This window comes from Polaribacter uvawellassae (assembly GCF_039748955.1).
GTDB classification, from domain to species: domain Bacteria; phylum Bacteroidota; class Bacteroidia; order Flavobacteriales; family Flavobacteriaceae; genus Polaribacter; species Polaribacter uvawellassae.
The window spans coordinates 881674-900915 of sequence record NZ_JBDIZN010000001.1; the positions used below are offsets into that span (position 1 = coordinate 881674).

At 31.5% G+C, this 19242-nt stretch carries 18 protein-coding genes and 1 tRNA gene; 12 read left to right on the forward strand and 7 right to left on the reverse strand.

Features of this window, described 5'->3' with window-relative positions:
* Positions 1-55: 55 nt before the first annotated feature.
* The gene (gene gldA, locus ABDX67_RS04000) at positions 56-949 is read left to right on the forward strand and encodes a gliding motility-associated ABC transporter ATP-binding subunit GldA (protein ID WP_347173665.1); all 894 of its coding nucleotides are present in this window, start codon (positions 56-58) and stop codon (positions 947-949) included.
* On the opposite strand, the gene ABDX67_RS04005 is transcribed toward gldA, so the two are convergent.
* From ABDX67_RS04005 to ABDX67_RS04015, 3 genes are all read right to left on the reverse strand, one after another.
* Positions 946-1188 (reverse strand): hypothetical protein, encoded by a 243-nt coding sequence (locus tag ABDX67_RS04005; protein ID WP_347173666.1) that lies wholly within the window; start codon positions 1186-1188, stop codon positions 946-948. The genes gldA and ABDX67_RS04005 overlap by 4 nt on opposite strands.
* Positions 1189-1356: 168 nt before the next feature.
* On the reverse strand, positions 1357-1620 hold the full coding sequence (locus ABDX67_RS04010; RefSeq protein ID WP_347173667.1) for a hypothetical protein: 264 nt from the start codon (positions 1618-1620) through the stop codon (positions 1357-1359).
* Between the two features lie 9 nt (positions 1621-1629).
* On the reverse strand, positions 1630-1770 hold the full coding sequence (locus ABDX67_RS04015; protein ID WP_347173668.1) for a hypothetical protein: 141 nt from the start codon (positions 1768-1770) through the stop codon (positions 1630-1632).
* Between the two features lie 97 nt (positions 1771-1867).
* Between ABDX67_RS04015 and ABDX67_RS04020 the strand changes: the two genes are divergently transcribed.
* Positions 1868-2161 (forward strand): hypothetical protein, encoded by a 294-nt coding sequence (locus ABDX67_RS04020; protein ID WP_347173669.1) that lies wholly within the window; start codon positions 1868-1870, stop codon positions 2159-2161.
* Here ABDX67_RS04020 and dnaE read toward each other — a convergent pair.
* Complete coding sequence (dnaE, locus tag ABDX67_RS04025) at positions 2158-6537, reverse strand: DNA polymerase III subunit alpha (protein WP_347173670.1); 4380 nt, start codon at positions 6535-6537, stop codon at positions 2158-2160. The genes ABDX67_RS04020 and dnaE overlap by 4 nt on opposite strands.
* Before the next feature lie 243 nt (positions 6538-6780).
* Between dnaE and ABDX67_RS04030 the strand changes: the two genes are divergently transcribed.
* The 4 genes from ABDX67_RS04030 (at position 6781) to ABDX67_RS04045 (ending at position 8793) form a co-directional block, all read left to right on the forward strand.
* Positions 6781-7356, forward strand: a complete 576-nt coding sequence (locus ABDX67_RS04030; RefSeq protein ID WP_347173671.1) for a 30S ribosomal protein S16 — start codon at positions 6781-6783, stop codon at positions 7354-7356.
* Positions 7357-7378: 22 nt separating this feature from the next.
* Positions 7379-7909 carry a ribosome maturation factor RimM gene (rimM, locus tag ABDX67_RS04035; RefSeq protein WP_347173727.1) on the forward strand — a complete coding sequence of 177 codons (531 nt, stop codon included), beginning with the start codon at positions 7379-7381 and terminating at the stop codon, positions 7907-7909.
* Between the two features lie 4 nt (positions 7910-7913).
* Positions 7914-7998: transfer RNA gene (locus ABDX67_RS04040), tRNA-Ser, on the forward strand.
* 72 nt (positions 7999-8070) lie between these two features.
* Entirely contained in the window at positions 8071-8793 is a 723-nt protein-coding gene (locus tag ABDX67_RS04045) for a tRNA1(Val) (adenine(37)-N6)-methyltransferase (RefSeq protein WP_347173672.1), read from the forward strand.
* Between the two features lie 57 nt (positions 8794-8850).
* On the opposite strand, the gene ABDX67_RS04050 is transcribed toward ABDX67_RS04045, so the two are convergent.
* Positions 8851-10221 carry a saccharopine dehydrogenase family protein gene (locus ABDX67_RS04050; protein WP_347173673.1) on the reverse strand — a complete coding sequence of 457 codons (1371 nt, stop codon included), beginning with the start codon at positions 10219-10221 and terminating at the stop codon, positions 8851-8853.
* A gap of 106 nt (positions 10222-10327) precedes the next feature.
* On the opposite strand from ABDX67_RS04050, the gene ABDX67_RS04055 reads away from it, so the two are divergent.
* The 6 genes from ABDX67_RS04055 to ABDX67_RS04080 all read left to right on the forward strand — a co-directional run bounded on the left by ABDX67_RS04055 (position 10328) and on the right by ABDX67_RS04080 (position 16014).
* Positions 10328-10705: a DUF423 domain-containing protein gene (locus ABDX67_RS04055; protein ID WP_347173674.1), complete on the forward strand. Its 378-nt coding sequence runs from the start codon at positions 10328-10330 to the stop codon at positions 10703-10705.
* A 102-nt stretch (positions 10706-10807) separates the two neighbouring features.
* A complete protein-coding gene (gene pckA / locus ABDX67_RS04060) occupies positions 10808-12400 on the forward strand; it encodes a phosphoenolpyruvate carboxykinase (ATP) (RefSeq protein WP_347173675.1) in 1593 nt (530 codons plus the stop codon).
* Between the two features lie 98 nt (positions 12401-12498).
* Positions 12499-13725: an Nramp family divalent metal transporter gene (locus ABDX67_RS04065; protein ID WP_347173676.1), complete on the forward strand. Its 1227-nt coding sequence runs from the start codon at positions 12499-12501 to the stop codon at positions 13723-13725.
* Positions 13726-14460: a 5-oxoprolinase subunit PxpA gene (gene pxpA, locus ABDX67_RS04070; protein WP_347173677.1), complete on the forward strand. Its 735-nt coding sequence runs from the start codon at positions 13726-13728 to the stop codon at positions 14458-14460.
* Positions 14453-15172 (forward strand): 5-oxoprolinase subunit PxpB, encoded by a 720-nt coding sequence (gene pxpB, locus ABDX67_RS04075; protein ID WP_347173678.1) that lies wholly within the window; start codon positions 14453-14455, stop codon positions 15170-15172. The genes pxpA and pxpB overlap by 8 nt, the downstream gene beginning before the upstream one ends.
* Positions 15169-16014: a 5-oxoprolinase subunit C family protein gene (locus tag ABDX67_RS04080; protein ID WP_347173679.1), complete on the forward strand. Its 846-nt coding sequence runs from the start codon at positions 15169-15171 to the stop codon at positions 16012-16014. The genes pxpB and ABDX67_RS04080 overlap by 4 nt, the downstream gene beginning before the upstream one ends.
* 46 nt (positions 16015-16060) lie before the next feature.
* Here the strand turns inward: ABDX67_RS04080 and ABDX67_RS04085 are convergent, their stop codons facing one another.
* Both ABDX67_RS04085 and ABDX67_RS04090 read right to left on the reverse strand, forming a co-directional pair.
* Complete coding sequence (locus tag ABDX67_RS04085) at positions 16061-18580, reverse strand: sodium-translocating pyrophosphatase (protein WP_347173680.1); 2520 nt, start codon at positions 18578-18580, stop codon at positions 16061-16063.
* Between the two features lie 117 nt (positions 18581-18697).
* A complete protein-coding gene (locus ABDX67_RS04090) occupies positions 18698-19225 on the reverse strand; it encodes an inorganic diphosphatase (protein ID WP_347173681.1) in 528 nt (175 codons plus the stop codon).
* Between the last annotated feature and the right edge of the window lie 17 nt (positions 19226-19242).

Sequence of the window (19242 nt, forward strand, 5' to 3'; positions counted from 1 at the left end):
TCAACAACTAAATCAGTAATTTGTTCGTTATTTTAAAAAAGATTCAATTAAAATTATGTCGATAGAAGTTTCTTCAGTAACAAAAAAATATGATTCTCAAAAAGCGGTAAACAACATCAGTTTTTCTGTAGAAAAAGGTTCTATTGTTGGTTTTTTAGGCCCAAATGGCGCCGGAAAATCGACCATGATGAAAATCTTAACAGGTTATATCAACCCTACAGAAGGAGTTGTTTTAGTCAACGGAATAAATGTGTTAGAAAATCCGATTGAAGCGCAAAAAAACATTGGTTATTTACCAGAAAACAATCCGTTATATACAGAAATGTATGTGAAAGAATATTTGCAATTTCAAGCATCAATTTATAAAGTAGCAAAAGAAAATGTTGCGGAAATTATTGAAAAAGTTGGTTTAACTCCAGAAGTTCATAAAAAAATTGGGCAATTATCTAAAGGATATCAACAAAGGGTTGGTTTGGCTGCTGCGTTATTGCACAATCCTGATGTGTTAATTTTAGACGAACCAACAACAGGTTTAGATCCAAATCAATTGGTAGCCATTAGAACGTTAATCAAAGAAATTGGAAAGGATAAAACCGTGTTATTTTCAACTCACATTATGCAAGAAGTAGAAGCGGTTTGCGATCGTGTTATTATCATCAAAAAAGGAGAAATAGTTGTCGATAAATTATTGAAAGATGTTCGTTCTAATCAACAGCAAGTCATAGAAGTTACGTTTGATTTTAAACTAGAAGAACAATTTATTAAAAAATTACCCAACTTAGTTTCCTATAAAAATAACTTTGACAATACGTGGTTTTTAACTTTTAATTCAGACAAAGATATGCGTTCAGAGGTTTTTGATTTCGCACAAGAAAACGGACTCAAAATTCTAGGATTGAACACACAGAATCAAAATTTAGAAGTGCTTTTTAGAGAAAGTACAAATTAATTTTCTTTGTGGTATACATCTTTCCAAAAAATTGTTTTTCTAAATTCTCCTGGTTTTTTATTGTTTAATAATTCAAGTTTTCCTTTTTCTTTTATCAATTCATCAAAGTGTTTTTCTCTAGCTTCAAACTGAGTTTTATTTTTATATGTTGTAATTAACATAAAACTAAAAGGTGCTTCTTTATTTGGAGTTGTTTCTAACAACTGATAAGAATCTATGTAGCTTTTTTTAATTGCCATTTTGCGTAACACCTCCCAATTGTTTTCGTAATAATAAACAACCTCTTTTTTGTTGTTGTTAAGGATCTGAACAAAATCTATCGTTGAAATTTTTGTGTTTTGTTGAGAAAAAATTGTTGAGTAAAAACAGTATAAAATGATTGAGAAAAAATAATTTTTCATTTGAAATTATGCTTTAGAATTCGAAAAATTGGCGGCTAATAATGCCATTGGAATATAAGCAAAAATAAGATCCACTGCATTAAACCACATTGGTGCAGGTAATACAAATACATTTATAGTTCCGAAAACTAGAAAGATACAACCAACAATTAAAGCCATTGTTTTTTTCTTGTTTGCAGCAATCTTATAAGCAACAATTGCTCCAACTAAAGTGCCTAATGCATGTGCTAAAAACGGAAACAAAAAATGTTTTGGCTCAAATAAATGCAACGATTCTTTTTAGCCTTCCATCGTTGTAGCATCTGCTCCGTTTGGAGGTGGAATTACAGAGCCACTTATCATAATAATTCCCATATTCACAATACTTCCTATAACCAAACCTGCAATAACTGCAAGTATATTTCTTAACGTAGAATTCATAATCAAAAAATTTAATGAATGATAAATATACTAAATATATCAAAAAGCAATTTTTGTAAAGAATTGAAAGACTGCGTATAAATAAGTATATTTGATTGTGAGAATAGATTTGAACGTAACTATAAAAAACAAACTAATGGAAAATTTATCAGAACAACAAGGTACTACGACAATGTCTTATAAAGAATGGGCATTAACCATATTTTTAGCTTCATTGCCGATTATAGGATTGATTTTGGTTCTTATATGGGCATTTGATTCTAATACAAGAATCAACAAGAAAAACTGGGCAAAAGGAACATTACTCTTAATGGTAATTTACTTTATCATAACAATGATTTTTTTATTTATGTTTGGTGGTTTGGCATTATTAGCCGGATTGACTAGTTAATTCAACTTAAAAGTAATTTGCTCTTTTTCTAATTGAGTTAGCAACTCATTTGTGATTTTTATTTTTGGTATTCTACTTGGTAAACTCAGTTCTATTTTTTCATTTTTATCCCAAATTGTAAAATACAGACTTTGTTTACCAGGATTTGTTACTAATAATTGCTGCAAGTTGTTAATTCTGTTTTCTGTAATTTCTTCAACAGGAATTTGAATGGTAATTTTTTTACACATTTCATCCATTGTATCGTGCAATAATTTGAATTCTGTAAACTGTAACCTTGGCTCACCAACGATTCCTGTATTTTTATTTGCCCAACCTGCTTTGATAACTGTTTTTACATACAAAAACGAATTTGGAACTAAAAAATGTCTAAATTTTAAATATTCTTCTCCAAAAATTCTAAACTCATTATTATTGTTGTAATCTTCTATAATAAAAGTAGCCCAACCTTTTCCAGCTTTAGAAACGCGATGTTGAACATCGGTAACAATTCCTGCAAAAGATAGATTCATGCCCACATATTTAGTTAGATCTTCTTTAAAATGAGATAAATTAGCATTACAAAAAGATAATTCATTTTTAAAATCATCTAAAGGATGCGCAGAAATGTAAATTCCGACTACTTCTTTTTCTTTCCCAAGTGTTTCCATAGTACCCCAAGTTTCACATTCTGGGATAATAGGTTCTGGTAGCTGGATATCAGAAGCTTCTCCAAACAAAGAAACTTGCGAAGAATTTTCTCCTTCTTGATATTTATTTCCGTAACGCAAAGCTTTCTCAATAAAAGTTTGTCCTTTTTCATCTTTAGTAAAATATTGTGCTCTGTGAGAATCTTTAAAAGAATCAAATCCGCCAGCTAAAATCAATCCGTCAAACGCTTTTTTATTGGCAACACGTAAATCTACACGTTTTGCAACATCAAAAATCGACACAAAATGTCCATTTTTTTTACGTTCGTCAATAATTGCTTTTACAGCAGAACTACCAACGCCTTTAATTGCCGCCATTCCAAAACGGATATTTCCTTCTTTATTTACAGAAAACTTAGAATACGATTCGTTAATATCTGGACCTAAAACTGTGATTCCAGAACGTTTGCATTCTTCCATAAAAAATGAAACAGATTTAATATCGTTCATATTATTAGACAACACCGAAGCCATATATTCTGCTGGATAATGTGCTTTTAAATAAGCAGTTTGATACGCAATCCAAGCATAACAAGTAGAGTGAGATTTGTTAAAAGCATAACTTGCAAACGCTTCCCAATCTTTCCATATTTTTTCTAATTTTTCTGCATCATGACCATTTTTACTCGCTTGCTCAATAAATTTTGGTTTCATTTTAGCAAGCACAGAAGCTTGTTTTTTTCCCATCGCTTTACGCAATACATCAGCTTCACCTTTTGTAAAATCTGCTAACTTTTGCGATAACAACATTACTTGCTCTTGATAAACCGTAATTCCGTAAGTTTCTGCCAAGTATTCTTCCATCGCTGGTAAATCGTACTCAATGTCTTCTGTACCGTGTTTTCTGTTGATAAACGACGGAATATATTCCATTGGTCCAGGTCTATACAACGCGTTCATTGCAATTAAATCTGCAAAAACAGTTGGTTTTAATGCGCGCATATGTTTTTGCATTCCGGGTGATTCGTATTGAAAAATCCCAACCGTTTCTCCACGTTGAAACAATTCGTATGTTTGTTCATCATCCAACGGAAAATTTTCTGGATCTAATTCAATTCCGTGTTTTGCTTTTACAATTTTTACGGTATGTTTAATTAGGGTTAACGTTTTTAACCCTAAGAAATCCATTTTCAGCAAACCAGCACTTTCTACAACCGAGTTGTCGAACTGCGTAACATACATGTCAGAATCTTTGGCAAGTGTTACGGGAACAAAGTTTGTAATATCTGATGGCGTAATAATTACACCACAAGCATGTATTCCGGTATTACGAACAGAGCCTTCTAAAACTCTTGCTTTGTTGATGGTTTCTGCGCTTAAATCATTTCCATCAGATAATTTTTTAAGTTCGTTTACGAGTTCAATTTCTTCAGAACGCAGTTTTTCTTTTAGCTCTTTTTCATCTAATGAAAAGATTTTACTTAGTTTCATCCCTGGAATTAACTTTGCAATTCTGTCGGCTTCAAAAAGTGGTAAATCTAACACTCTAGCTGTATCTCTAATAGAAGATTTTGCAGCCATCGTTCCGATAGTAATAATCTGCGCAACCTGATTGGCTCCGTATTTATTGATTACATAATCCATTACTTTTCCACGTCCTTCATCGTCAAAATCGATATCGATATCTGGCATCGAAACACGTTCTGGATTTAAGAAACGCTCAAAAAGTAAGTCATATTTAATTGGATCTAAATTGGTAATCCACAAGCAATACGCAACAACAGAACCGGCAGCAGAACCACGACCAGGACCAACTGCAACATCCATATTTCTGGCTTCTCTAATAAAATCTTCTACAATTAAAAAATATCCAGGATAACCCGTTTTTTCAATTACAGATAATTCAAAATCTAAGCGTTCTCCAATAGTTTCCGTTATTTCTCCGTAGCGTTTTTTTGCGCCTTCGTATGTTAAATGGCGTAAGTAATTATTTTCTCCTCTTTTTCCGCCATCTTCGGCATCTTTTTCGTCTTGAAATTTTTCAGGAATATCAAAGGCAGGTAATAAGACATCTCTTGCCAACGTGTAAGATTCTACTTTATCAACAACTTCTTGAATGTTCGAAATTGCTTCTGGTAAATCTGCAAATAATTGCTTCATTTCATCCGAAGATTTAAAGAAGTATTCATCGTTTGGTAAACCATAACGGTAACCTCTTCCTCGACCTTTAGGGGTTGCTTGTTTTTCTCCATCTTTTACACATAGTAAAATATCATGTGCATTGGCATCTCCTTTTTCTAAATAAAAAGTGTTGTTTGTGGCAACGGTTTTTATGTTGTGTTTTTTAGAGAATTTTAATAAGGTTTCATTAACAATTTTTTCATCTTCTTGTCCATGACGCATTAACTCGATGTAGAAATCATCTTTAAAAACAGATTTCCACCAAATCAAGGCTTCTTCTGCTTGTTTTTCTCCGATATTTAGAATTTTACTTGGAACTTCTCCATATAAATTTCCAGTAAGTACAATAATATCTTCTTTGTATTTTTCTACGATAGCTTTATCTATTCTAGGAACATAATAGAAACCATCTACAAATGCGATGGAAGACATTTTAGCTAAATTGTGATATCCTTTTTTGTTTTTCGCTAATAAAACAACTTGATATCCGTTGTCTTTTTTACTTTTATCTAAATGATTTTCGCAAATATTAAATTCGCAACCAACAATGGGTTTTAAAATAGTTTCGGTAGGTGTTTTTCCTTCAGTTTCTAATTCTTTATTTTTTGCTTTTGCAGTTTTATTATGATTTAAAACAGCGCTTACAAAATGAAAAGCTGCCATCATATTTCCTGTGTCTGTTAAAGCAATCGCAGACATATTGTCTTTTGCAGCAGTTTTAACAATGTTGCTAATTTGCATCGTAGATTGCAGTACAGAAAATTGTGTGTGATTATGTAAATGTGCAAATTGAACACCTTCTAAAGAAGCAATATTTTTAGTAGAAATAGCTGTAGTTTCGACATCTTTTTTAGCTTCATCACGTTTTCTAATTTTTTTGCTTTCCTTTTTTAGATTGATGTGTTTTAAACCAATTATTTGAATTGGCTTTGGATTTGCTTCAGAGAAATTTTGAAAATAACTTTCATCTACATCTAATTCTTCTTTGGTAAATTCTCGTAAACGAATCAATTCTAAAAAACAACGTGTAGTTGCTTCAACATCGGCAGTTGCGTTGTGTGCTTCTGCAAAATCTTGTCCAAATAAATGTTTGTGCAATTCTGTTAACGTTGGCAATTTAAACTTACCATATCTTCCGCCAGGAAGTTGACACATTAAAGCAGTTTTTTCAGTACACGTGTCTAAAAGCGGTAGTTTGGTTAAATTATTATTAATACCTAAACGATGAAATTCACAACCCATAATATTGATATCGAAACCAACATTTTGACCAACAATAAATTTTGTTTTTTGTAAAGCCTCATTAAATAATTGCAAACTTTCTGCTAAAGAAATTCCTTGTTCTTGTGCTAGCTCAGTAGAAATTCCGTGAATTCTTTCTGCATCATACGGAATATTAAATCCGTCTGGTTTTATTAAGAAATCGTTATGCTCAATTAAATGACCAAGTTCATCATGCAACTGCCAGGCAATCTGAATGCATCTTGGCCAATTATCTGTATCAGTAATTGGTGCATTCCAGCTTTTAGGTAAACCAGTTGTTTCGGTATCAAAAATTAAGTACATAAAGTGAAATTTCTTTGTTGAGTTAAGAACCTTAAAAGTATAAAAAACTCCTCAATTTAACAGTAAGAGTTAGCCTTGTTTTATCAACAATTAAATTCTTGTTTTTATGGATTTTAAATCCTTTATTTTTAATTATTTTTCTAATTTATTTTGAAAAAGATTTTTGTATATTTGCACCCGCTTATTACGAGATAATAAGAATTTTAATAATCAAGGTCGAGAACCTTAAAAAATTAACAATAAATGTCAGTAAAAATTAGATTACAAAGACACGGTAAAAAAGGAAAACCATTTTATTCAATCGTAGCAGCAGATGCTCGTGCAAAAAGAGATGGTAAATTTTTAGAAAAATTAGGAACTTATAATCCTAATGTAAACCCAGCAGCTATTGAATTAGATGTTGATGGTGCTGTAAAATGGTTACAAAACGGAGCACAACCTACAGATACTGCGAGAGCAATTTTATCTTACAAAGGTGTAATGTTAAAAAACCATTTAGCTGGTGGAGTTCGTAAAGGAGCTTTAACTGAAGAGCAAGCAGAAGCTAAATTTACTGCTTGGTTAGAAGAAAAAGCAAATAGGATTACTGCTAAAAAAGAAGGATTAACAAAAGAGCAAGAAGAAGCAAAAGCTTCTGCATTAGCAGCAGAAAAAGCTGTAAACGAAGCTCGTGTAAATGCTGTTAAAGAAGCTGAAGCTGCAGTTATTGCAGAAAAAGAAGCTGCTGAAGCTGCATTAGAGGCAGAAAAAGCTGCTGCAGAAACTGCAACAGAAGAAACTACAACAGAAGAAACTACTGAAGAGAAATCTGCAGAGTAATTCAAAAAAATAACGATTTATGATGCGTAAAGAAGATTGTTTTTATTTAGGCAAAATCGTTAGAAAACATAGTTTTAAAGGTGAAGTGGTTATCAAGTTAGATACCGACGAACCAGAACTGTACCAAGAAATGGAATCAATTTTTGTCGATTTAGGCAATAATCTGATTCCATTTTTTATTGAAAAAAGTTTACTTCAAAAAGGAAATCAATTACGTGTTCAGTTTGAAGATGTGTACACCGAAGAAGAAGCTGACAGCATTTTAAAAGCAGATGTATATTTGCCGTTGGATTTATTACCAAAATTAACAGGAAATAAGTTTTATTTTCATGAAGTAATTGGCTTTAAAGCTGTTGATATAAACTACGGATTGGTTGGAGTTATTGAAGGAATCAACGATAAAACTGCACAACCTTTATTTGAGATCAAGAATGGAGATAAAGAAGCTTTTATTCCGATGATTGATGATTTTATCAAAAAAGTTGATAGAGAAAATAAAGTTATTGAAGTTGAAACTCCAAAAGGGTTGATTGAACTTTATTTAGAAAATTAATTTTAGAGAGGTGGCCGAGTGGTCGAAGGCGCACGCCTGGAAAGTGTGTATGCGGCAACGTATCGAGGGTTCGAATCCCTTCCTCTCTGCGAGAAAGTAAAAAAAAATTAAAAGTTCTGCGTAAATTTTCGCAGAATTTTTGTTTTAAAATTAAAATTATTTTGAATAAACCATTTCAATTTAAAAAATTTACAATTCATCAAGATAAAACTGCTATGAAAGTTGGAACTGACGCGGTGTTACTTGGCGCATGGTGTTCTTTAAAAAAACTTCCAAATACAATTTTAGATATTGGTGCAGGAACTGGAATTATTGCGCTAATGTTTGCACAACGTTCTGATGCATCTACAATTGATGCGATTGAAATTGATGAGGATGGTTATGAGCAATGTGTCGAAAATTTTGAACAAAGCGATTGGGCAGATAGATTGTTTTGTTACAATTCTTCTTTTGAAGAGTTTGCAAAGGAAATGGAAGCTGAAGAAGAAACATATGATTTGATTGTTTCCAATCCGCCATTTTATACTGATGCATTTGAAACCAATAATGAATCAAGAAACAAAGCACGATTTACATCATCGCTTACTTTTGATAATTTAATTAAAGGTGTTTCAAAAACACTTTCAGAATCAGGTGAGTTTTCTGTGATAATTCCGTTTAAAGAAGAAGAAAGCTTTATCCAAATTGCACATCAAAACAACTTATTTTTGAATAGAGTTTGTCATGTAAAAGGAACAGCTAGCTCAGAATTAAAAAGAAGTTTGTTAACTTTTTCTTTCGAAAAAAAAGAACTACAAAAAGAAACTTTAGTAATTGAAAAAGAAAGACACCAATACACTGATGAATACATCAATTTAACAAAAGATTTTTATTTAAAAATGTAATGAATTTTTGATACTCATTGCGGGTTTATTAGTTGAAAAGCTCGCAATGATAATACTTTACCCAATTACATTCTCAGGATTATATCCCAAATACGTAACTTCTTTTTCAGTAAAAGAAACACCGAAGCTTTCTAACTCTTTTAAAATAGGTTCATACACTTCTTTAGAAATTGGTCTTAAAACACCTGGAGTTTTTATTTCTCCGTTTAGTATTTTTAATGCTGCAATTGCAACAGGCAAACCAACAGTTTTAGCCATTGCAGTATACGTTTGGTTTTCGCCAAGTGTAACCATGCTACTTTCTATTTGTTGCTTTTTACCATTTAATTCGTATCCAAATTTATGATGCATTACAATCATATCTTTATCATCCTCAGAAAGTGTCCATTTGTCCATTAATATTTTCTGTAGAATTTGAGCTGGAGTAGCATTCTTTAATCCGATTATTTTCTTTGGATTAAAAAGATCTAATTCAATTAATTTTTCCCACATTACATCATCTTGATCAATTTTTAAATAAGAACGCAACTTTAATTCTACAGAATCTGTTGGGCTATACGCTAAAAATAAATTAACAAAATCACGGTAACTCATGTTTTCTGAGTTTTCAATTGTGTATGTATCATCAGTCATTCCTAATTGAATAAAAATATTCCAAGCTCTAGAAAAACCAACTTTTCTAATGGTTCCTCTGTACATTGTTGGAATGTCTTCTAAACCGTAAATAGATCTATATTTTAATGAATCTCTGTTAGCGTATGCTTCAAATTTTCCGCTTCCATTTATTTGCAAAAATTCTGTTCTTCTAAATAGTTTATGATACGGAATGTATTTGTAAGTTCCTTCTTGGATAAACATTGCTGCACCGCCTTGACCAGCAGTTACAACATTTCTAGGGTTCCAAGTAAATTTATAATTCCATAAATTAGTATCACTTTCTGGAGCAACTAATCCGCCAGTAAAAGACTCAAATAATAACATTTTCCCTCCTTTTGCATGAATCTTATCAATAACCTGCATGGCGCTCATATGATCAATTCCTGGATCTACACCAATCTCGTTCATAAAAACCAACCCATTCTTTTTAACTTCTGCATCCAATGCTTTCATTTCGTCTGAAATGTAAGAGGCAGTTACCATGTTTTTTTGAAATTGAATACAATCTTTTGCAACTTCTAAATGAAATCTTGCGGGCAACATAGAAATCACAATATCTGCCTTTTTTATTGCGGTTTCTCTTTCAGCTTTATTAAAGACATCAAGCTGAATAACAGTTAGATTTTGGTGTCTTTTAATTCTTTTATTGATGTCTTCTATAGAAATATCTCCAATAGTTATGTGTAAATTTTCTTCGGTAGAAGTATCAAGCAAATATTTTATAAGTGAAGAACTAGATTTACCAGCTCCAATAATTAATAGGTTTCTCATTTTGGTATTTTATAACTAATTTTACGAATGTTAATCGTGTAAATATTGTTTAGCTAAAATACACAATTCAAAGCAAAAAGTTTAAAATAAAACAAAAATCAAGCAAATGAATAAAAATCTAACAATTACTTCAGTATTAGGAATCTTAACAATCGTTTTAGGTGCTTTTGGAGCGCACGCTTTGTCAGAAATATTAACAGTAGACGGAATGAATAGTTTTGAAACTGCAGTTCGTTATCAGATGTATCATATAATTGTACTATTGTTTGTAAACACTTATCATGGCTTTACTATAAAGCAAAAGAATCGAATAAGCTGGCTATTTTTTATTGGAATTTTGTTCTTTTCTGGTTCTATTTATGCAATCCAATTATTAGATGTTTCTGCTAAAAGCATTTGGTTTATTACTCCGGTAGGAGGTTTCCTTTTCATGTTAGGCTGGTTGTTAATGGCAATTAGTTTTGCTAAAAGTAATGAACAATAAAAAGTTGATAAAAATTTGAAAAGAATAAATCATTGTGAAAATAATCAGTATTTTTGTTCTTTATTATTTAACACAACTAAATAAATAACTTAAAATTTAAACATGGTAAATTTTGATTCAAAATCAATTTCACTAGATAGTTTAGGAATTAAAAATGCAACAACTCATTACAATTTAACTTCTGATGAATTACATGCATCAACTATTGAAAAAGGACAAGGAGTAGAGGCTTCTTCTGGAGCTTTAGCCGTTAACACTGGAGAATTTACAGGAAGATCACCAAAAGATCGCTTTATAGTAAAAGACGATATAACAAAAGATGAAGTTTGGTGGGGAAATATCAATATCCCTTTTGAAACAGACAAATTTGATAAATTATATAAAAGAGTAACAGATTATTTATCTGGAAAAGAAATTTTTGTTAGAGATAGCTACGCTTGTGCTGATGAAAATTACAAACTCAATATTAGAGTTGTAAACGAATATCCTTGGAGTAATATGTTTGCTCACAATATGTTTTTAAGACCAACAGCTGAAGAATTAAAAACGTTTTCTCCAGAATGGACTGTAATTAATGCGCCAGGTTTTATGGCAGATCCAGCAATTGATGGAACAAGACAACATAATTTTGCGATTCTTAATTTTTCAAAAAAAGTAGCTTTAATTGGTGGAACTGGTTATACTGGAGAAATTAAAAAAGGTATTTTTTCTGCTTTAAACTTTATTTTACCAGTTGATAAAAATACGTTACCAATGCACTGTTCTGCAAATGTTGGTAAAGACGGAGATACCGCTATTTTCTTTGGATTATCTGGGACAGGAAAAACAACTTTATCTGCAGATCCAGACAGAAGATTAATTGGAGATGATGAACATGGTTGGACAAATGAAAATACGGTCTTTAATTTTGAGGGCGGCTGTTACGCAAAAGTAATTGACCTTACTGAAGAAAAAGAACCAGACATTTTTAAAGCAATTAAAAAAGGAGCAATTCTAGAAAACGTTGTTTTTAAAGAAAATGGAGAAGTAGATTTTGAAGATACTTCAATTACACAAAACACTAGAGTTAGTTACCCAATTTATCATATAGATAATATTCAACCAGGATCAATTGGAAAAAATCCAAAGAATATATTTTTCTTAACAGCAGATGCATTTGGTGTGTTACCTCCAATTTCAAAATTAACGCCAGGTCAAGCTGCGTATCATTTTATTTCAGGTTATACAGCAAAAGTTGCAGGAACTGAAGCAGGAATCGATGAGCCAACACCAAGTTTTTCAGCGTGTTTTGGTGCACCATTTATGCCATTACATCCAACACGTTATGCAGAAATGTTAAGTAAAAAAATGAAGGATGCTAACGTAAATGTTTGGTTGATAAATACTGGTTGGACTGGTGGTTCTTACGGAACAGGAAGTAGAATGAAATTGAAGCATACGCGTGCAATGATTACTGAAGCTTTAGAAGGGAAGTTAGACAATGTTGAGTTTATTCAGCATCCAATCTTTGGATTAGCTATGCCAACAAATTGTGAAGATGTACCAAATGAAGTTTTAAATCCAAAAGATACTTGGGCAGATAAAGCTTCTTATGATAAAAAAGCATTAGAGCTTGCAAATTCATTTAGAAAAAACTTTGCGCAATTTGAAGACTACGCAAATGAAGAAATTATGGCTGGTGGACCACTAGTATAATTTTAAAAATAATAAGTAAATAGAAAGCATCTCAACTGAGGTGCTTTTTTTATGGATTGTTTTTCCTATTTTTATAGAGCATCAACTAGACTACTTATATGATTAAAAATTGGTTTAAAAATATTGGTCCAGGAACTTTAATTGCAGCAGCTTTTATTGGTCCAGGAACGGTTACACTTTGTACAATTGCAGGAGTTAATTTCGGATTTAGTTTATTATGGGCAATGGCACTTTCTATTTTTGCAACCATAGTTTTACAAGAAATGGCAGCGCGATTAGGAATTATTTCTCAAAAAGGTTTGTCAGAAATTATACGAGAAGAAATTAAAAATCCGTTTTTTAAACAATTTGTAACACTATTAATTTTAGCAGCAATTGTAGTTGGTAATGCATCTTATGAAGCTGGTAATATTAGTGGTGGTGTTTTAGGTTTAGAAACTATTTTAGGCGAAACATATTTTAATGTTGGTTCATTTTCTATCAATGGTATTAGCATCCTTATTGGTATTATTGCATTTACTTTATTGTTCTTTGGTACTTATAAAATGCTTGAAAAAGCATTGGTTTCGTTAGTTTTATTAATGAGTGTATCATTTATAATAACAGCAATTATTACCAAACCAAATCTTGCAGAAATCTTTAAAGGAGCTTTTATTCCTAGTTTTCCTAATGATAGTTTATGGACAATCATTGGATTAATAGGTACAACTGTTGTTCCGTACAATTTGTTTTTACATGCTTCATTAGTAAAAGAAAGATGGAAGAAAAAAGAAGACCTTTCGTTTGCTAAAAAAGATACTATTATTTCGATTATTTTAGGAGGATTGGTTTCTATGGCAATTATTGTTTCTGCTGCAGGAATACAAACGAGCACAATTTCCAACGCATCAGATTTAGCGAAAGGGCTAGCCCCGTTGTACGGAGAATTTTCAAAATATTTTCTTTCAATCGGTTTATTTGCAGCAGGAATTACTTCTGCTATTACCGCTCCGTTAGCCGCAGCTTATGTTGCTAAAGGATGTTTGGGTTGGAAAGTTGGATTAAAATCTAAACAGTTTAGAGCTGTTTGGATTATTGTTTTAGTATTAGGAATTTTCTTTTCATCACTTGGAATAAAACCTATAGAAATTATCAAATTTGCGCAAGTTGCAAACGGAATGTTATTACCAATTATAGCTGGAATCTTATTGTGGATAATGAATAAAAAAGCAGTTCTTGGTACTTTTGTAAATTCAAGACTTCAAAATATTTTTGGGCTTATTATTGTTATCGGGACTGTTTTTCTTGGATTAAAAGGAATCCTTAAAGTTTTTAATTTGTTGTAAATGAAAATTGTTGATTTTAATTGTGATGTTGGAGAAGGAGTAGAGAATGAGCGTTTATTAATGCCCTATATTTCGTCTTGTAATATTGCTTGTGGAGGTCATTTTGGAGATAAACAAACAATTGATAAATCCATACAATTAGCAATTGACAATCAGGTTAAAATTGGTGCACATCCTTCATTTCCAGATAAAGAGAATTTTGGTAGAAAAACAATGAACATTTCCGATAAAGAATTGCAAAAAAGTATTGTTTTTCAAATGAAATTGTTTCAAGAAAGATTGCAAAAAAAGAATACCAAATTGCATCATGTTAAAGCGCATGGAGCTTTATATAATTTGATTGCTAGAGATAAAAAAGCGGCAATAGTTTTTATCAATGCGATTAAAAAATACGTTGAAGGAGCATATTTGTTTGTTCCTTATAATTCGGAAATTGAAAAAGTAGCTATTAAAAATAATATCAATATTAAATATGAAGCTTTTGCAGATAGAAATTATAATGACGATTTGTCTTTAGTTTCTAGAACTAAATCAAATGCAATTATTACAAATTCAACAGAAGTTTATCAGCATGTTTTACTTATGATTGGACAGAAGCAAGTTAAAACAATCTCAAATTCAACAATCAAAATAAAAGCAGAAACGTTTTGTGTTCATGGCGATAATTTAAATGCGCTCGAAATTTTAAAAGATGTAACATTCTTGTTAAAAACTCAAAATATACACGTTGCCTAATTTTAAACTTTCATATAAAACCTTCGGAGAAAATGCTATTTTAATTGAATGGCCTTCTGAGATTAGTGAAATTATTTTAAATGATATATTAGATTTTAAAAATAAAATTGATAATGAATTAGACCTGAAAGATTGTATTGTTGGTTATAATTCAATATTACTTGTGTATCGTTTTATACTTCAAAATTCAGATTTTAAAATTGAATTCTTAAAAGAATTATATCATCAAAAATCTATTGAAAAAAATCAAAAAATAACGCATTGGAAAATTCCTGTTTGCTACGATTTAAGTTTTGGAATTGATTTAGAAGACATTTCTAAAACCATAAAAATAAGTCCAAAAGAAATTATCCAACTACATACAAAAGCAATTTATACCGTTTATTTTATTGGTTTTTTACCAGGTTTTTTATACTTGGGTGGATTGGATGATCAGATTGCAATTCCAAGAAAAGCAACTCCTAGATTAAAAGTTGCAAAAGGTGCAGTAGCAATTGGTGGAAACCAAACTGGTATTTATCCAAATGAAAGTTCTGGCGGATGGAATATTATTGGCAATTCGCCAATTTCATTTTTTGATGTAAAAAATCAACATCCTTGTTTTGCTAAAACTGGAGATAAAATTACTTTCGAACCAATTTCGCTAGAAGAATATACAAATATTAAAAATCAAGCAGAAAGTAATGCTTATCAAATAAAAATGATAGAATGATTACAGTTTTAAATCCAGGAATATATAGTACAATTCAAGATCTAGGAAGATCAGGTTTTGCACATATTGGCGTTCCTGTTTCTGGAGTTATGGATTCTTATGCTGCTAAAATTGGGAATCAATTATTACATAATAATTTAGATGAAGCTGTAATAGAAATTACTTTTGGTGGTTGTAAATTTTTGTTTGAAGAGAATTTGGAAATATGTATAACTGGCGCAAACTTCACTCCAACAATTGATGGTAAAGAAATGCAAATGAATTCAGTTTTAGAAATTGAAAAAGGTGCAGTTTTATCATTTGGTAAAAAAACTTTTGGTATTAGAACTTATCTATGTATTAAAGGCGGAATTTCATCAGAAGTTGTTCTAAAAAGCAAAAGTTTTTATAAAGGAATAACTGCTAATTTTGTGCTTAAGAAAGGAGATCAATTTAAAATAAATTCAATTACCTCAGAAAATAAAAGGACTTTATCAAAAATTAAAATTGATGAAGAATATTTTAAAGCAAATACCATTGAATGCTGCAAAGGATCAGAATTTGAGTTGTTGCCTAAACAACAACAAGAGAAATTATTACAAGGCAAATACACTATTTCTAATGATAATAATAGAGTAGGTTATCGGTTAGAAGAATCTTTTGAAAATCAATTAAAACCGATTTTAACATCTGGAGTTTTACCAGGAACAGTGCAATTAACTCCATCAGGAAAAATAATTGTGTTAATGAAAGATTGTCAAGTAACTGGAGGTTATCCAAGAGTATTGCAACTTACAGAAAACGCTTTAAATATATTGGCTCAAAAAAGTACCAAAGATAAATTACAGTTTAGATTAAAATAAAAAAGCATCTCAATTGAGATGCTTTTTTATGAATTGAATTCAAGAATTAATTATCACGTTTTTCTTTATGAATTTCTTTCTTGATAATTTTTTTCATTTTTGTATGGTTTTCAGATTTCTCTCCATATAATTCATCAATCTTAGCTTTAACTTCAGATTCTGTTCCTTTAATATTTTGAGTTGTCTTAACTTTTTTTCCTTCAACAGTAGTAATAACTGAAACGGTAGCAGTAACTAAGTTGCCTTCACCTTTTTTCATTTCTACTTTAACTTCTTTAGAGTTGTGATTTGCATCATTATTAGCAATAAAAGTTGCATTGTTTTTTATTTCATGTTTAGCACCATCTTTGTCAATCCAAATTTTAACATTTACATCAGAATGATCTGTATCAGAAGTGTGTCCTCCTAAAATCGGAGCGATTACCAATCCAATTAAACAAGTTAATTTAATTAAGATGTTCATTGATGGTCCAGAAGTATCTTTAAAAGGATCTCCAACTGTATCACCAGTTACGGCAGCTTTGTGCGCTTCAGAACCTTTGTATGTCATTTCTCCATTAATTTCAACTCCAGCCTCAAAAGATTTCTTAGCGTTATCCCAAGCTCCACCTGCATTGTTTTGGAAGATTGCCCAAAGTACACCAGAAACCGTAACTCCAGCCATATAGCCACCTAACATTTCTGCAATTGCTAAATTATCCATTCCAAAGATCATTGGAACAAAAGCTATAATTAATGGAAATCCAATTGTTAATAAACCTGGCAGCATCATTTCTCTTAAAGAAGCTTCAGTAGAAATAGCCACACATTTATCATATTCTGGTTTTCCAGTTCCTTCCATAATTCCAGGAATATCTCTAAACTGACGACGCACTTCTTGTACCATTTCCATCGCAGCTTTACCAACAGCATTCATTGCCAAAGCAGAAAATACTACAGGAACCATTCCACCAACAAATAACATTGCTAAAACTGGAGCTTTAAAAATGTTAATTCCGTCAATTCCAGTAAAAGTAACATAGGCAGCAAATAATGCTAAAGAAGTCAATGCAGCAGAAGCAATTGCGAAACCTTTTCCAGTTGCTGCAGTTGTATTACCAACTGAATCTAAAATATCTGTACGTTCTCTAACGATTGGTTCTTGTTCGCTCATTTCAGCGATTCCGCCAGCGTTATCAGAAATTGGTCCGAAAGCATCAATTGCTAATTGCATAGCAGTTGTTGCCATCATTGCAGAAGCAGCTAAAGCAACTCCGTAAAACCCTGCAAAAGCATAAGAAGCCCAAATTGCACCAGCAAATAATAATACTGAAGGGAAAGTTGAAATCATTCCAGTCGCTAAACCAGCGATAATGTTTGTTCCTGCTCCAGTTGAAGATTGTTGTACAATTTTTAAGATTGGAGCTTTTCCTAATCCTGTATAATATTCTGTTACCGATGAAATAACTGCACCAACAACTAATCCTACTAAAGTAGCGTAGAAAACACTCATTCTAGAAACTTCTTGTAATCCTTCACCGAAGAATTCCATATTCATTGTTTCTGGCAACATATAATAACACAATGCAAAACAAGAAATAGCAACTAAAACAATAGATGTCCAGTTACCAATATTTAAAGCTCCCATTACTTGAGATTCTTTAGCATCGTTACTTTTAATTTTTACCAACATTGTACCGATGATAGAGATAATAATTCCTGCACCAGCAATTGCCATTGGAAGTAAAATTGGTCCAATTCCTCCGAAAGCATCTTCAATACTTCCGCCCATATCTTTAATTACATAATTTCCTAAAACCATTGCAGCTAAAACTGTTGCTACATAAGATCCAAATAAATCTGCTCCCATTCCAGCAACATCTCCAACATTATCTCCAACATTATCTGCAATTGTTGCAGGATTTCGAGGATCATCTTCTGGGATTCCAGCTTCTACTTTACCAACTAAATCAGCTCCAACATCTGCAGCTTTTGTGTAAATTCCTCCACCAACTCTTGCAAATAATGCGATTGATTCAGCTCCTAAAGAGAATCCAGCTAAAGTTTCTAGAACAATAGTCATTTTATCTGTTGAAACCCATTCGCCTCCCATAAAATAATTATAAAAGATGATAAAAAAACCAGTTAACCCTAAAACTGCTAAACCAGCAACACCTAATCCCATTACGGTTCCACCACCAAAAGAGATTTTTAATGCGTTTGGTAAACTAGTTCTTGCTGCTTGTGTTGTTCTAACATTTGTTTTGGTTGCTATTTTCATTCCAATATTTCCTGCGAAAGCAGAAAAGATTGCTCCAAAAATAAATGCAACTACAATTAGCCAATGTGTAGTTGGTACTATAAAGGATACTGCGGCTAATAAAATACTTACGATTAATACAAAGATTGCTAAAAGTCTATATTCAGCATTTAAAAAAGCGAGAGCTCCTTCGTAGATGTGGTCAGAAATTTCTTTCATTTTTCCATCACCAGCATCTTGTTTCATTACCCAAGATTTTTTGATTAACATGTAAATTAATCCTAATGCAGCCAATGCTATTGGCATGTAAATCATCATTGATCCCATATTTTAAATTGTTTTGATTAGTTTTTAACGGGCGTAAAGATAACAAAATCAAATAGAAAGAAAAAGCCTTACAAATAGATTGTAAGGCTTTTTAATTTTATGGTAAAATGGATTGATTTAAATAGTAAAATTTCCATTTTTTTTATGCTCGCTATTTTCATAACGTTCAATACATTTGTCAACAATATCGAAAGCTTCAGAAGCATTACCCCAACCGCCAACATCAACTTTTTTCTTTTCTAAATCTTTGTAAACTTGGAAAAAATGTGTAATTTCTTTTACTTGATGTGGATTCATGTCAGATAAATCGCTTAGTTCATTCCAAATTGGATCAGAAACAGGAACACAAATAATTTTTTCATCTGGTCCTTTTTCATCAGCCATATGAAAAACTCCAATTGGTTTTACTTCCATGACACACATTGGAAAAGTTGGCTCTGAGCCTAAAACTAATACATCTAAAGGATCACCATCTAAAGCAAGAGTTTCTGGAATAAATCCATAATCTGCAGGATACATCATTGAAGAAAACAACATTCTATCGAAACGAATTTTATGTAATTCAAAATCGTATTCGTATTTATTTCTACTTCCTTTAGGTATTTCGATTAATACATCAAATGTTTTTTTTTCTTTTGCAGTCATATCTAGGTATTTCTATG

Bases quoted from the DNA above. Each gene is read 5' to 3' on its own strand.
- gldA (WP_347173665.1), top strand. From the start codon at position 56: ATGTCGATAGAAGTTTCTTCAGTAACAAAAAAATATGATTCTCAAAAA.
- ABDX67_RS04005 (WP_347173666.1), bottom strand. From the start codon at position 1,188: ATGGCAATTAAAAAAAGCTACATAGATTCTTATCAGTTGTTAGAAACA.
- ABDX67_RS04015 (WP_347173668.1), bottom strand. From the start codon at position 1,770: ATGAATTCTACGTTAAGAAATATACTTGCAGTTATTGCAGGTTTGGTT.
- dnaE (WP_347173670.1), bottom strand. From the start codon at position 6,537: ATGTACTTAATTTTTGATACCGAAACAACTGGTTTACCTAAAAGCTGG.
- ABDX67_RS04030 (WP_347173671.1), top strand. From the start codon at position 6,781: ATGTCAGTAAAAATTAGATTACAAAGACACGGTAAAAAAGGAAAACCA.
- rimM (WP_347173727.1), top strand. From the start codon at position 7,379: ATGCGTAAAGAAGATTGTTTTTATTTAGGCAAAATCGTTAGAAAACAT.
- ABDX67_RS04050 (WP_347173673.1), bottom strand. From the start codon at position 10,221: ATGAGAAACCTATTAATTATTGGAGCTGGTAAATCTAGTTCTTCACTT.
- ABDX67_RS04055 (WP_347173674.1), top strand. From the start codon at position 10,328: ATGAATAAAAATCTAACAATTACTTCAGTATTAGGAATCTTAACAATC.
- pckA (WP_347173675.1), top strand. From the start codon at position 10,808: ATGGTAAATTTTGATTCAAAATCAATTTCACTAGATAGTTTAGGAATT.
- ABDX67_RS04065 (WP_347173676.1), top strand. From the start codon at position 12,499: ATGATTAAAAATTGGTTTAAAAATATTGGTCCAGGAACTTTAATTGCA.
- pxpA (WP_347173677.1), top strand. From the start codon at position 13,726: ATGAAAATTGTTGATTTTAATTGTGATGTTGGAGAAGGAGTAGAGAAT.
- ABDX67_RS04080 (WP_347173679.1), top strand. From the start codon at position 15,169: ATGATTACAGTTTTAAATCCAGGAATATATAGTACAATTCAAGATCTA.
- ABDX67_RS04085 (WP_347173680.1), bottom strand. From the start codon at position 18,580: ATGGGATCAATGATGATTTACATGCCAATAGCATTGGCTGCATTAGGA.
- ABDX67_RS04090 (WP_347173681.1), bottom strand. From the start codon at position 19,225: ATGACTGCAAAAGAAAAAAAAACATTTGATGTATTAATCGAAATACCT.